Origin of the sequence: Arthrobacter globiformis (genome assembly GCF_046536215.2) — a bacterium.
Classification (GTDB): Bacteria; Actinomycetota; Actinomycetes; order Actinomycetales; family Micrococcaceae; genus Arthrobacter; species Arthrobacter globiformis_E.
Map to the genome: position 1 here is coordinate 4134643 of NZ_CM143421.1, position 12956 is coordinate 4147598.

General features: G+C 66.0%; 16 protein-coding genes. 8 read left to right on the forward strand and 8 right to left on the reverse strand.

The genetic code is table 11. The annotated features are described in order from the left end of the window. Positions 1 to 155 precede the first annotated feature (155 nt). On the reverse strand, positions 156 to 998 hold the full coding sequence (locus R5O87_RS18695) for a hypothetical protein (RefSeq protein ID WP_410555934.1): 843 nt from the start codon (positions 996 to 998) through the stop codon (positions 156 to 158). Between the two features lie 359 nt (positions 999 to 1357). On the opposite strand from R5O87_RS18695, the gene R5O87_RS18700 reads away from it, so the two are divergent. Continuing rightward, positions 1358 to 1654, forward strand: coding sequence for a hypothetical protein (locus R5O87_RS18700; protein WP_410555933.1), 297 nt, complete (start codon positions 1358 to 1360; stop codon positions 1652 to 1654). Between the two features lie 67 nt (positions 1655 to 1721). Here the strand turns inward: R5O87_RS18700 and R5O87_RS18705 are convergent, their stop codons facing one another. The 3 genes from R5O87_RS18705 to R5O87_RS18715 all read right to left on the reverse strand — a co-directional run bounded on the left by R5O87_RS18705 (position 1722) and on the right by R5O87_RS18715 (position 5041). Further along, complete coding sequence (locus tag R5O87_RS18705) at positions 1722 to 2708, reverse strand: hypothetical protein (RefSeq protein ID WP_410555932.1); 987 nt, start codon at positions 2706 to 2708, stop codon at positions 1722 to 1724. Between the two features lie 258 nt (positions 2709 to 2966). After that, entirely contained in the window at positions 2967 to 3962 is a 996-nt protein-coding gene (locus tag R5O87_RS18710) for an aldo/keto reductase family protein (protein ID WP_410555931.1), read from the reverse strand. Continuing rightward, a complete protein-coding gene (locus tag R5O87_RS18715) occupies positions 3962 to 5041 on the reverse strand; it encodes a LacI family DNA-binding transcriptional regulator (protein ID WP_410555930.1) in 1080 nt (359 codons plus the stop codon). Before R5O87_RS18715 ends, R5O87_RS18710 begins: the two co-directional genes overlap by 1 nt. Positions 5042 to 5258: 217 nt before the next feature. On the opposite strand from R5O87_RS18715, the gene R5O87_RS18720 reads away from it, so the two are divergent. The 3 genes from R5O87_RS18720 (at position 5259) to R5O87_RS18730 (ending at position 7133) form a co-directional block, all read left to right on the forward strand. After that, positions 5259 to 5465, forward strand: coding sequence for a hypothetical protein (locus R5O87_RS18720; RefSeq protein ID WP_410555929.1), 207 nt, complete (start codon positions 5259 to 5261; stop codon positions 5463 to 5465). A 312-nt stretch (positions 5466 to 5777) separates the two neighbouring features. After that, positions 5778 to 6410 (forward strand): hypothetical protein, encoded by a 633-nt coding sequence (locus R5O87_RS18725; RefSeq protein WP_410555928.1) that lies wholly within the window; start codon positions 5778 to 5780, stop codon positions 6408 to 6410. 501 nt (positions 6411 to 6911) lie between these two features. Beyond that, on the forward strand, positions 6912 to 7133 hold the full coding sequence (locus tag R5O87_RS18730) for a hypothetical protein (RefSeq protein ID WP_410555927.1): 222 nt from the start codon (positions 6912 to 6914) through the stop codon (positions 7131 to 7133). A 12-nt stretch (positions 7134 to 7145) separates the two neighbouring features. Here R5O87_RS18730 and R5O87_RS18735 read toward each other — a convergent pair whose 3' ends face one another. Both R5O87_RS18735 and R5O87_RS18740 read right to left on the reverse strand, forming a co-directional pair. After that, on the reverse strand, positions 7146 to 7376 hold the full coding sequence (locus tag R5O87_RS18735) for a three-helix bundle dimerization domain-containing protein (RefSeq protein ID WP_410555926.1): 231 nt from the start codon (positions 7374 to 7376) through the stop codon (positions 7146 to 7148). 235 nt (positions 7377 to 7611) lie between these two features. Further along, positions 7612 to 8085: a hypothetical protein gene (locus R5O87_RS18740; RefSeq protein WP_410555925.1), complete on the reverse strand. Its 474-nt coding sequence runs from the start codon at positions 8083 to 8085 to the stop codon at positions 7612 to 7614. Between the two features lie 451 nt (positions 8086 to 8536). On the opposite strand from R5O87_RS18740, the gene R5O87_RS18745 reads away from it, so the two are divergent. Next, positions 8537 to 9349, forward strand: coding sequence for an SGNH/GDSL hydrolase family protein (locus tag R5O87_RS18745; RefSeq protein ID WP_410556064.1), 813 nt, complete (start codon positions 8537 to 8539; stop codon positions 9347 to 9349). A 66-nt stretch (positions 9350 to 9415) separates the two neighbouring features. Here R5O87_RS18745 and R5O87_RS18750 read toward each other — a convergent pair whose 3' ends face one another. After that, positions 9416 to 10321 carry a trypsin-like serine protease gene (locus tag R5O87_RS18750; RefSeq protein WP_410555924.1) on the reverse strand — a complete coding sequence of 302 codons (906 nt, stop codon included), beginning with the start codon at positions 10319 to 10321 and terminating at the stop codon, positions 9416 to 9418. Between the two features lie 229 nt (positions 10322 to 10550). On the opposite strand from R5O87_RS18750, the gene R5O87_RS18755 reads away from it, so the two are divergent. Both R5O87_RS18755 and R5O87_RS18760 read left to right on the forward strand, forming a co-directional pair. Next, on the forward strand, positions 10551 to 11078 hold the full coding sequence (locus R5O87_RS18755; protein ID WP_410555923.1) for an alternate-type signal peptide domain-containing protein: 528 nt from the start codon (positions 10551 to 10553) through the stop codon (positions 11076 to 11078). A 125-nt stretch (positions 11079 to 11203) separates the two neighbouring features. Beyond that, on the forward strand, positions 11204 to 11941 hold the full coding sequence (locus R5O87_RS18760; protein WP_410555922.1) for a GAF and ANTAR domain-containing protein: 738 nt from the start codon (positions 11204 to 11206) through the stop codon (positions 11939 to 11941). Positions 11942 to 11966: 25 nt separating this feature from the next. Here the strand turns inward: R5O87_RS18760 and R5O87_RS18765 are convergent, their stop codons facing one another. Next, positions 11967 to 12182 (reverse strand): helix-hairpin-helix domain-containing protein, encoded by a 216-nt coding sequence (locus tag R5O87_RS18765; RefSeq protein WP_410555921.1) that lies wholly within the window; start codon positions 12180 to 12182, stop codon positions 11967 to 11969. A gap of 185 nt (positions 12183 to 12367) precedes the next feature. Here R5O87_RS18765 and R5O87_RS18770 point away from each other — a divergent pair, with 185 nt between their 5' ends. Next, entirely contained in the window at positions 12368 to 12895 is a 528-nt protein-coding gene (locus R5O87_RS18770; protein WP_410555919.1) for an alternate-type signal peptide domain-containing protein, read from the forward strand. The last annotated feature ends 61 nt before the right edge of the window (positions 12896 to 12956 follow it).

Sequence of the window (12956 nt, forward strand, 5' to 3'; positions counted from 1 at the left end):
TTCGGTTTCGTGTGACCCCCATCACCCCAGCCTAGTAGTAAGCATACTGATTAAACAAGGAATCTAAATGAGCACATGTCTTGTGTTTTGCCGTTGAGAAACGAAAATGTCCCGCATTTGCGGCAGGCCTGTACGGGGCCGATAAAGTCCGAGCGTCACCGGCCGAAGCGGCCGTCCTCGCCTTTGGGCCGCGATAACCCAACGTCCCTTCCGGTGACGTGTAACCGGGTGGCGGAAGCGAATGCGTCGCCGCCGCTGACGGGGACGGTCCCGATGACCAGTGTGCCGTGCCGGGCCGCTGGACTAATGTCGAGGCCGGTTTCGGTGATGCCCAGGTTGTCTCCGCTGATGACGAGCATGTGCCCGCTCTGGGCTGTCGCCTGGAGCCACTCGGCGTCCTCGGCGTCGTGGGGGTTCAGCTGTTCCCGGTAGAGGATTTCACCGTCGATCCTGAGTCGAAGCAGGCCCTCCCGGGTGACGCTGATCCTGCAGCTGGCGGCGGCCTCGGCGGCCTGCTCCAGGATGGCGGCGTAGTCCGGACTCATGGCCAGCTGGAACCCCCGGGCGAGCAGGAGCGAGACCAAAGCTGAGGTCAGCTCCCCGCCGTCCTGGCGGAAGCTCACCACCGGAACGAAGGTGAAGGCTAGAACCGGGACCACCCTGGTCCGGCCGCCCTTGGAATTTTGGGTCAGCACAACACGGGCGGCAACAGGGGACAGGGTGTCCGGTTGCCACGGTGTTTGCCGGACGGCCAGGCCGGGGCCGCTGCACCGCCGGTGGCAGAGGGCGTCGGTGAAAGTGAGGTATTCGGTGCCGTCCGGCGTCGTGCTTTGCGTGATGTCCACGAGGAGGGACGCGGGTTCACCGGGTTCCAGCGGACCCTGGCAGGAGGCGCAGGTTTTCGCGAGGTCGGCGGCGGTGGTCACGTAGTTGGCTGTGTCCCTGCCTTTGAAGGACTGCAGGCGCCCGTCCCAGGCGACGTTGCGTGTGGTGGGCATGACGGAATCCCCTCAGATCTTCCGCCACTCTGGCCTCGTGCCGGGCTCTGGAGCGGATGGAACCGAGAGTGCGCTTTTCTTCATGGGTCAACGGTAGGGAGGCATGGTCGAGGATTCGTGCAGAAAACATCCAAGATTTATCCAAGATCCGTGACGGGGGCATCCTGTCATGGCCACCCTGCAGAAAGCTTGGAACGCCCTCGGCTGGTTGGGATGGCGTCCGGGGTTAGGCCCCCCGATTTCCCGCTCCCGGTGGTTCGGCCCCTACTGGTGGCCCCCGCCTCGCACCTGTTCTGGATGTTTACCGGCTGCCCACAGTGCTGTACGGGAAACATCGGGGAATCAACCTAGGGAGCGTGATGGACATGCTGAACAGCGCATTTCCGGCACCGACGCCGGGTCAGGGCAACACCCAGCAAAGCAGTAGCTCCCAGCCGTGGCAACATCCGATGGCGGGGGAAGCAGGACGAAGCGGAGGGATTATCAGCCGCCAAGTCCAGCGCATGATGTTCGAGATCCTGAATGACACTGACACGGATGAGCAAGTGCGTCTGGGGCTGCTGCGCCACATGGCGGAGCACCCGGGCGACCCTCCGGGGGCCATGCTCGCACACCTGCGCGACATCGCGGACCGGGACGGCAGCTCCGGCGGCTAAGGGACGCGAACAGCGCACAGCCCCCGGAAGCAAGCGCTTCCGGGGGCCGCAGGCTTTCCGCGCGGGGCTAAGGTGTCAGCGGTGCATTGAGCCCGTCGGTTGAGGTGCGTGGCGTCAGGTTGCTGCCGGCGGCTACCGGGAAGGGGAAGCCGAGCACCGCGAGGCGGCCGCGGACCTGGTTCTGCGCCTGGCAGTCCTGGACGCAGTCGGTGGGGGAGTTTGCCATCTCGACGGCGTCCTCACCGGTGACCATGCCCATCCGGCCGCCGCTGGCAACGTCCCAGATGGACATGCCGCCGCAGTGGTCCCGGGTTTCGGTGAGGCCAAGATTGTTGGTGAAGTCCGGGCCGCACGCCGGCTGCAGGACCCGGTCGGCCACCTGGGCGCTGTCCCGGACAACGAAGTCGGAGGAGAGGTTGTTGCCGATGTTCACCCTGGTCCGGACCCGGACGCAGAACTGGCTTGGCGGACCGGTCTCCACGCTGGTGCACGCCGAACCGACAAAGTCCCCCAGCCGGGCCCGGAAGTTGGCGTTGTCGAAGTAGAAGGCGCCGTCGGCGATCCGGTGCACGATCCGGGTCCGGGTCCCGTCGCCGCGTTCGGGTTCCATCTGGAACAGCCCGCCCGTGGCGCAGTCCTTGGCCTGGATGGTCATGGACAGCCCGCCGGTGCCCGTGCGGGAGAGCGTTGCTACTTCGTCCTTGAGCTCCAGGGCGATGCCGGAATTGAGCACCAGGCCGCGGTGGTCAGGGATCTTGCTGGCGAAGACCGGGGTGTACCGGCCACCGGTGATGTCCAGTTCGTTGGGCGCGCCGGTGAACGCATAGTTGTGGATTGCGAAGTTCACCGGGTCCACCTCGAACCGGACGTACTTCCCCTGGACCAGGAACCGTCCACTGGGGGCCGGCACAGTCGCATCGAACTCGCTGGTGTGGCCCAGCACCGTGAATCCGCCGCCGACGCATCCCTTCGAGGATGCCGCCTCTGCCGGCCCGGTTACGCTGAGGAATCCCGCGGTCAGCGCGGCCGCAGCAACAACTGCTGCGGTCCGCACCGCCGGTCTTTGCCAGCCATGGTGCTGCCGGGAAAGGCCCTGTAGTGCTGTGGATTTTCGTGTCATTTCGCTTGCTCCGTCCCTGATTGGGCGCAAGCGTATGACCGGTCCGGCCAGCACCTGCGCTGAAAACAGGTCCACGACGACCGCGGCGCCGGAAACCGATAACGGTCCGGATACTACGCCGGTAAGGATTACCTAACAACACTTGTCAAAAGCGGAGATAAGTGCGTTGCCACTCCCGCATCGGGGGTACCTTTAGACGCGTTCCTTGAACGATTCGACCTTCTGCGGATCGCGTTCGGCCACCGGGTCCAGCAGTTCGTCGATCCTGGCCATCAGGGATTCATCGAGCTTCACCCCGGCGGCCTTCGCATTGTCCTCGAGCTGCTCGGGCCGTGATGCCCCGACGATCGCGGCGGAGACGTTGCTGTTCTGCAGCACCCAGGCCACGGCGAGACCGGCCATGGACAGCCCGGCCTCATCGGCAAGCGGCTTGAGCTTCTGGACGCGTTCGAGGATGTCTTCGCTGAGGTAGCGGTTTTCCTTCAGCGAACCGTCATCGGCGGCGAACCGCGACTGCGCCGGGGCGGCCTGCCCCGGAAGGTACTTGCCGGTGAGGATGCCCTGGGCGAGCGGGGACCAGCAGATCTGGCTGATGCCGAGCTCGGCGCTGGTGGGGACCACTTCCTCCTCGATGACCCGCCACAGCATGGAGTACTGCGGCTGATTGGAGATCAGCTGGATGCCCAGCTCCTTGGCCAGCGCGGCTCCGGCCCGGATTTCGTCAACCGTCCATTCGGAGACGCCGATGTAGTGGGCCTTGCCGGCGCGGACCACATCCGCGAAGGCCTGCATCGTCTCCTCCAGTGGCGTTTCATAGTCGTAGCGGTGTGCCTGGTACAGGTCCACGTAGTCGGTGCCAAGCCTGGTCAGGGAGCCGTTGATCGATTCCAGAATGTGCTTCCGGGACAGGCCGCGGTCGTTCTTGCCCTCGCCGGTGGGAAAGTAGACCTTGGTGAAGATCTCCAGGCTTTCGCGGCGGGTGCCCCGCAGGGCCTCGCCGAGGGCACTTTCAGCGCGGGTGCCCGCATACGCGTCGGCGGTGTCGAAGGTGGTGATGCCCAGGTCCAGTGCCTTCCGAACGCAAGCGGTTGCGGCGTCTTGGTCAATCTGTTCGCCGTGGGTGACCCAGTTACCGTAGGCCAGGGCGCTGATGTACATTCCGGATGATCCGAGCTTGCGGTATTCCATTAGGTCTCTTCCTTGCTTTCTGGGGAGGTGGGTGAAGCAGTGGAGTCGGGTGAAGCGGGTAAAGCCGACGACGGCGGCGCGGTGGTTCGCCGCAGCACCAGCCTTGTGTCGATGGTCCGGTTAGCCGGGGCCGCCCCGGGCGCGGCGGCGAGGGTTTCGAGCAGCAGCTGGGCAGCTGCCTCTCCCTGGCCCCGGATGTCCTGGTCGATGGTGGTGAGTTCCATGACCTCCGAGAGGTCGTGGTTGTCGAATCCGACGAAGGAGATGTCCCGCGGAACGGCCAGTCCAGCCGCGCGGACCACCCCGAGGGCACCGAACGCCATCTCGTCCGACCCGACAAAGACGGCAGTCGGGCGCTCCGCCGCGGAGAGGAGGCGGATCATGGCCTCCGCCCCGCCGGACACGGAGTTCGCCCCGAACTGTTCGAGGTCCGTGTCCAGTGGAATCCCGGCGGCCAGCAGCGACTGGCGGTAGCCGGCCAGCCGCGAGACGGGCGGCGTGCCGCCGGAGGTGACCTCATCGGCGTCGTCAATTCCGATCAGCCCAATCCGGCGGTGGCCCAGATTGATCAGGTGCCGGACCGCGCTGCGGCCGGCCGCCCGGTCATCAACGCGGACGCTGCCGAACACCTCGGAGCCCTGCCCGAGCAGGACCACCGGAAGCCCCAGGGCCCGCAGGCTGTGGGTCTCTTCCTCCGACAACCGCAGCGAAAGCACCAGCACGGCGTCGGCGCGGCCGCGGAGTGTCTGGCCTTCGAAGAAGCGGCGGCGCCCGTCAGCATCCCCGAGCTCATAGAGCAACACGTCCCGGCCGGCGGCCCGGAGCGCTGCACCGGCACCGGAAATGACCTGCCCGAAGAACCACTTGGTGGCATCGGGGACGATCACTGCGACCGTGCCCGTCACACCGGTCGCCAGCCGTGCCGCGTTCGGCGACGCCAGGTATCCGACCTCCGCCGCGATGTCCTTGATCCGCTGCCGGGTAGCCAGCGAAACGCCGGGCATGTCGCGCAGCGCCCGGGACACCGTGGACACGGCCACTCCGGCCCGCTCCGCAACCTCTTCGATCTTCGCCGTCACAGCAAGCCACGCTACGGCACATAGGCTGGATTGCGCAAGCGCTTGCGTTGGCTACACCCGCCGCGCGGACGGCGACCTTGGAACACCCGGCGGCGGCACCCCCGAAAGGGGTTGGACGGCAATCAGTGGGGGGCCGCTCCTGTGCCCTTTTCCCATGGTGCAGCCGCGATGGTGAAGGTACGGCCAGAGGGGCAAATGCGAGTGGAGGGGGTGCGTGGTGAGGAAGCTGTTTCTGCTGCTGCTGTTCATCCCGGTGCTCGGCGTGGCCGGCGGCCAGGTCTGGCACGAGGCATGCGCCGGACCCGGGGATACCACTTTGCCCGGCATCGTCGTCGACCTGGTGCCAAGCGCACATCCGACGCCGGCCGCACCCCGGCCGCTTCCGCCCCTTCCGCCGTCCGGGTTCATCGCCGTCAACCGGTAGCGGCGTGCCTGGGTAGAGGGGGCGCCTGGCCCTTGGTTTTCCCAAAAGGGCCGCTTCGAACGTTCTCAGGCGGCCGATTTTGGCCAGAGGGCGATTGACCAAGCAGGGGCGGCCAAGCGGCGACGGCGGGACTTACAACAAGCGCTGGAGAAATTAGCGAACATTTTGTTTGCCTAATTCCGATCGCGGGCTGTAATCTCCCGATTTAGGTTTACCTAACTAGCACCATCACTCTCCCCTCGCATGACGCCGTGTATCGCAGCACGGCGCACCTCGCCGGCATATACGCCGGCGTCCCTGAAAGGCAGCAGCATGTCCCCAGCAGCACCTGCCCCGGCACCGCCCGGCGCACCGCAGTCCATTCACGAAAGGCGGATCACCAGGGTCCCGGCCAGCCGAAAAAGCCAACGAGTCCGGCTGGTTCTGCTCGGGGCTTTGTGTACGGCGGGGTGGACGGCCTCGCTGCTTGTGGGGCACTTCGTTGACTGCGGGCCCGAACTTCACCGGATCGGGCTGGCCGTCCACATTCTCGCCCTGGTGCTTTCCTTCGGCACCATCCTGGTGGTCGACTGGCTGGGGCTGCTGTGGCTTCTGGGCAAGGTGCAGATGCACGAGTCCGGGAAGCTGGAGGCCGCCGCGAAGCCGCTGATCTGGGGCGGGCTTGCCCTGCTGTTGGTGTCCGGCGCCCTGATCGACCCCGACCTGACCAACCCGGTCACCGTCATCAAGCTCGCCTGTGTCCTGGTGCTCATGATCAACGGCCTGAGCATCGCGCCGGCCATGCACCAGCTGCTGGCCCTGCCCGCATGCACGCGCTTCGGGGAGCTCGGCCGCAGGCTGCGGCTCAGGCTCATGGTGGCGCTCAGCATTTCGCAGGCCTGCTGGTGGACAGCCGTCCTCATCGGCCTGATCAACAGCACGCTGCGCCGCTGGGCCGGGGCGTAGGGCGGCGCACCTGGCCGAAGGCTACTTGCTGTCATAAGGCACCGGGACCGGGGAGGGCTCCGCCGTTCCCGGTGCCAGCCGGTTGTCGCGCGGCAGACGAGTGTCCGGCAAGAAAAATTCTCTCGGCCAGACCTTGGAAAAACCTTTGGCGTGCCATAGTCCGGGCGGTACCCCGCTGCACGCTTGGGAAGCCTTTCCGCCGGGCCCGGAAAGCATGGGGTACATTCCGGGTCCGGCGACTCGACCTGCCATCATTGCCCGTGACAGCCGGCCTGTTCGGCGTGAGACAAATCTGGCTTGCCGGGCTTGGGGAAAGCTGGGGGCACCTTGGGGGCCCACCGGCCGGCTGCCTTGCCTCGGCTGAATTCCGACGGCGGCCGGGGCGGTTGAATTCCGACGGCGGCCTGTCCGGTCGCGGGAAAGTCACCCGGGCGTCACGTTGCCGAAACCCGGGGCCTGTTTACTGGGTCCTGACCGGCCGGGCGCTGGAAGGAGCTGCTCGTGAGTGCCACATACAGGGAGATCCGCGCGTGCTCGGAGCTGTCCCCGGGTGAACGGGTCGAGGCGTGGCGGGATGGCACGCTGATTTACCGGGGCCGGGTCCTGGCCGTCGTCCCGGCCCTGGAGCTGTTCTGGATCGATGATGCCCGGACCGGAACCCGCCAGCTGCTCGATCTTGACCAGCTGCGCGTTCTGCAGTGCCCGCTTCGTGCCGTAGCCTAGGTGCGCCGCGGTTTAGGTTCCGGCAGCGAAACCGTCTGATGCCAGTTCACGGCGAAGCCGCGTCTTCGCACCTTTTTCAACCAGGGTGGGGATGAACGTTCTGATCCGGCCCGCGTCGAGCGCGTCATACTCCTCGGAAACGATCCCCACGATCAGTCCCCGGTCGGCATCCGGAAAGCGCCCGGCAAGCCGTTCCACCACCTGATCGATGGTTGATTCCTTCTCTTCATCGCTGCCGCTCATCGACTTAGTGTCGGTTACGCGCGCGGAACCGTCAACGAAAAACAGCAGTCGCAGGGCTGCTACGGCCGTCTACCCATCGCAGTCCGTGACCTGCCCGGACCGCCGGATGGGCTCCGACCAGGAGGCGTAATCTGAAGGTAGGCCGGCGGCGGACCAGCCTGATGGTCCCCATGCCAGAGGGCACACCCAGCCCGTCGTCGGTCTCGGGGCGTGGCGTCACAGTGAGGCCGAAGAACTACCCGCCCCAGACGGAGAATGATCCGGAATGCCCGGTGATCACGCTCTGGTAGATGACGAACAGGCCTGCGAGCACGCCCAGTACCAGGGCCACGATGCGGGCGGGGCGGGAACGCTGCAGTGCGGCCAGCGCCGGGATGCGCTTGGCCAGCGGAGTGAAGGTTGCGGCGAGCATCAGCAGGACCAGGAAGAAGAAGACGACGGCGGTCACCTTGAGGATGTCGCCCTGCCGGGCGTGGGCCTGGATGGCGTCGGTGGCGCCCCGCGTTGACTGCAGCTGCTCGCCCGCGGCCGCCGTGACCAGGGCCAGCGGGGTCAGGATCAGCGCAAGCGCGCCCAGCGGCCAGGCCAGGTAGCGGCGGGTCGGGCGGGCCAGGCCGTAGATGACGGCGCCCAGGCCTGCGAGCGGCCCGAAAACGACGACGCCGTGGACCAGGAGAATGTGGGCCGGAAGGCCGCCGATCAGCAACACAGGAAACTCCTTGCAGGTCAGAGGGGCGCAGGCACCTCGAATCTAACACCGGGGGAGCTGGCGACCTATGGGGTGGGGCCGGCCTGATTGGCGGGCCGATTGCCTGCCGGAGTACGCAACCGGCGGCGGGCGGCAACAGTCCGGATGCCCAGCCCGGCCAAGGCGATGGCGAGGCAGGGCGCGCGAACGTACAGTTGTGGCCCTAAACAGGGCGGCAAATGGGGCCACAACTGTACGTTCGCGCCTCCTCCGCCCGGAAAAATATTCACAAGCCGGAGGAACTTTTCAGGAATTTCCCGCAGGGTTCGAACGTTCCTTGAATAACGCCGCAGGCGTACCGCGCCAGGGGCGTAAGGGAGAGGACGAGGCGATGAAACACATCGGCCGATTTGGACCCCGGAACTCCGCTGCGGACGCAACGGCCCCACACCCTTGGAGCCGGTATGTGGCAATGGGAGATTCGTTTACCGAGGGTGTCGGCGACCCCGAGGAACGCTGCGCCGGAGGGCTCCGGGGCTGGGCGGACCGGGTGGCAGAGGAGCTCAGCGCGGAGCGGAAGGACTTTGCCTACGCCAACCTGGCCATCCGTGGCCTGCTCTTGGACCAGATTCTTGACCAGCAGACCGAACCGGCTCTCGAACTGAAGCCGGACCTGATAACGCTGTCGGCGGGCGGGAACGACATGGTGTTCCACCGCACCGACCCGGACAAGCTGGCGGCAAAGCTGGAGGCCGGCGTCGAACGGCTGAGTGGCACCGGCGCCACGATCATGCTGTTCGCCGGGCCGGACTGGCGGCACACGCCGTTCCTGGGCCGGAGCCGTTCCAGGGTGGCCATCTTCAACGAGAACATCCGGATTGTGGCCGCCGCGCACGACTGTCTGCTGGTGGACCTGTGGACCCTGCCGGTGTTGCGCGAACCGCGGATGTGGGACCCGGACCGGCTGCATTTCTCGCCGCTGGGCCACCACACGATCGCCATGCAGGTGCTGGACACGTTGGGGGTGCAGCACTCGCTCCAGCCGTTGGAGCCGAAGGCGCTGCCAAACAGCAACTGGCGCGACGCCCGTGCCGGGGACCTCGCCTGGGCGCGGAACTACTTCCTGCCGTGGGCGTGGCAGCGCATTGCGATGCAGCGCGCGGCCCTGCCCCTCGTCCACGACCATGCCGCGCCGGTGGCCCCGCTGCCCAAGCGTCCCGTGTTCGCACCGGTGTATGCCGTGCGGACCGTTGCGGTTAAGGCGGCGGCTGAGTTCCTGGCGTAGCGGACGGAAGCAGCGGCCCAGAGAGGCGAGCGTACGACGGAGGGTGGCCACCCGCCGTCGTACGTGTCAGCTGGCCGGGGAGAAGACGATCTGGCCGAACTCCTCTTTGGTGGTGTTGGCTTGGATCCAGTCGATCACGTCCTGCCGGTCCGTGCGGTAGGAGAAGTTCGTCCCGTTGCAGTAGCGGTTGTGGTTGAAGGACGTGATGCCGGTGATGGTGTTGGATCCGGCGGTGCCGTAGAACAGCGGGCCGCCGGAGTCGGCGGTGCACGTTCCGCCGTTTCCGTTGCCGTTGCCGTTGGTCTGGACGTTGTAGCCGTCGGTGCTCGCGCTGTTGAGGTTGGTCAGCTTGGACTGGGCCATGAGCCGTTCCCGGAATGAGGTTTCGCCTGCTGCCGGGTTGGCATCAGAAATGCCGAAGCCGCTGGAGGTGAACGCGGTTTCCTGTTGCCCGCGCTTTGAGGCCAGCGAGTCGAGGGTTCCCGCGGCTGCGAGCTGGCCGTATTCGCTGAGCGCGATGGGCTGGTCCAGGATCACCAGGCCGGCGTCCTTGGTTTCGGGTACGGCGTCGATGGTGGTGTAGCCGTAGTTGTACATCTCATGCGACGTGGCGCACTGGGTCCCCTCAGTTCCGGCCGCGCAGATGCTCGGGTAGCCGGTGTCCGGGTCAATCCCGGTTTGCGGGCTCCAGTCCACGCCGGCGTCCTGCTGGAAGTAGACCCGTGCCGATAAGGCTCCTGCCGTGCAGTGCCCGGCGGTCAGGAACACCGTCGGGGTCAGCAGGGAGCCGGAGCACCGGTGGTTGAACCCGCCCGTGGAATCGTAGAAAACGATCAGCCCCACGAACGGGTGCTCGTTGTCCTTGGCGTAGTCTCCGGTGATGGCGCCGGCAGGTCCCGCCGTGGTTACGGCCAGCATTGCAGCAACGGCCAGCGCACCGCTTCCGGCGCGCAATTTCTTGAAAAAGCGCATACAAGCCCCAGCTTCCAGTTGCACGGGCGTCCGGCAGCGCACGTCGGAGTACGCGGCAGGCGCCAGAAAGTAAGTCACCGCCCGAATGTGGCGGTGACTCAAGATACCACCATAAGCAGGCTGTTTTTCTTGACTGATTCTTGACTGTTTATCGCATGGAGTCCTGAGTTTGGCCGGGCATTGTTCTTTTCAGCAGGAAATCCACTCACAAGTTTTGAAGGGTCTCATCATGAAGAACAGCGCACTGATCAAGGGAACCGCCGCCATCGCCGTTGGCGCTGCTCTGCTGCTGGGCGGCGGCGGCACCCTGGCCTCGTGGAACGCTGAGGCCACCGGCACCCCCGGCACCGTCATCGCCGGTGACCTGAACGTCACCGCAGCCACCGGCACCTGGACTGACCGAAACGGTGCCGCCGTCAACATCTCCACCTACAGGGTTGTCCCGGGCGACAAGCTGACCTACACCCAGGTCCTGGACGTTATCCTGACCGGTGACAAGATGGCCGCCAACATCACGGCGACCGGTGCCACGCCGGCCAACGGATTCGACCCCGCCAACGTGGTTGTCACCGCGCCGGCACTGACCGTGGGCGGCGTGGCGGTCAGCAACCCGCTGAAAACCTCCAAGACGGTCACCGCCACCATCACCTTCGAATTCCTGTCCACCACCACGGGCCGCTCGGACGTGACCAAGTCCTACAACTTCGGCAACGTCGCCTTCGCCCTGAACCAGGTCACCCAGACCGGCCTGTCCTAGTCTGGCAACCCCAGCAGGGCGGTGATAATTACGACGGCGGCCGGTTGGCCGCCGTCGTAATGGTCCGGCAGGGCGTGGCCAGACAGCCTTGTCCTGATGCGCCAGTGCTTCTAACGTTTGAGGTTATGAGCACCGGAGATCAGTCGGACGACTTCGAACAGCTTCATGCGCTGATCACCAATACCGAAGACATTAAAGGCTTCCTGGACGGGATGACCGGTTTCGCGGCGGCCATGATGAGCCGGTCGGCGGGCGCCGAGATCCAGTGCGCCGTGACCCTGCACCAGCGAAAGCGCAGCGCACATATTGCTGGCAGCAGCGACGAAGCGGTGCTGCTGGATGAAATCGAACAGCGACTGGGGCAGGGACCCTGCGAGGAAGCGCTGGAAACGGGGAAGCCGGTGCTCCTGGGTGACATCGCCACGGACCGGCGCTGGCCGGAGTACCGTAAAACCCTCGAAGCGGCGGGCTGCCGGAGCGTGCTGGGCATGCCTCTCGAGCTGGGGCCGGACGCCGCGGCGGTGCTGAACTTCTTCGCTCCCGCCACCGGGCTGTTCACCGAGGACACCGTGGCCGATGCGGAGGTCTTTGCGGCCATGGCCGGCCAGGCCCTGCGCCTGTCGCTGCGGATCGCGACGGCGGACCAGCTCGCCGAGAACCTCAGGGCTGCCATGGAAAGCCGGACCGCGATCGACCTCGCCTGCGGCATCATCATGGCCCAGAACCGCTGTTCCCACGACGAGGCCTTCGAGATCCTGCGGCGCGGCTCCAGCACGCGGAACCAGAAGCTGCATGCCCTCGCCGAGGAGATCGTGGCAGGGTTCTCCGATGCACCGGCAGCGGCAACCCATTTCGAGGACTGAACTGATCCTTCCGGTACCGCGAAGGTCATTCCGCTGCGGCGAAGGCGAGGCCCCTGTCCCCGAGTTCCGCTTCCAGTATCCGGATTGCCTTGGGTCCCACGCCGTGGATCTTCAGCAGCTCGGCCGCCGTCACTGCGGCCAGCTGGTCAAAGCGGGTGTAGCCGTGCTGTACCAGCCCACGTGTCGCCGGCTTCCCAATCGACGGCGGAAACTCCGTGGTCCCGGAAGCATCCTGCTCCATCACTGCCCTCCAACCGGTCGCCCTGGATCCGGTTCCAGCCTAGAACACGGCCCCGGCGCCCCTTGATCGCACCGCCCTGAAATCTTGAGTGAATCCTGATCATTTAGCGCATCCTGTCCTGAGGCTCCACCGGCATTGTTCTGTGCAGAAGGAAAACCATCCGCACGGATTTGAAGGGTCTCGTCATGAAGAACAGCGCACTGATCAAGGGAACCGCCGCCATCGCCGTTGGCGCCGCTCTGCTGCTGGGCGGCGGCGGCACACTGGCCTCCTGGAACGCCTCCGCCTCCGGCGCCCCCGGCACCGTCATCGCCGGTGACCTGAACGTCACCGCAGCTGCCGGAGTCTGGACCGACCGGACCGGCGCCACCATCGACATCTCCACCTACAAGGTTGTCCCGGGCGACAAGCTCACCTACACCCAGGCCCTGACCGTCACCCTGACCGGTGACAAGATGGCCGCGAACGTTACAGCAACGGGCACCGGCGCCGTCAACGGCTTCACGCCGGCGAACGTGGTGGTCACCGCGCCCGCCCTCACGATCGGCGGCACCGCGGTCAGCAACCCCCTGAAGACCTCGCAGACGGTCACCGCCACCATCACCTTCGAATTCCTGTCCACCACCTCGGGCCGCTCGGACGTGACCAAGACCTACAACTTCGGCAGCATCGGCTTCGCCCTGAACCAGGTCACGCAGACCGGCCTGTCCTAGGCTGATACCGGTGGGGTGTGCGGCCCCGCGGCCGCACAACCCATACGAACACGACCAGCTG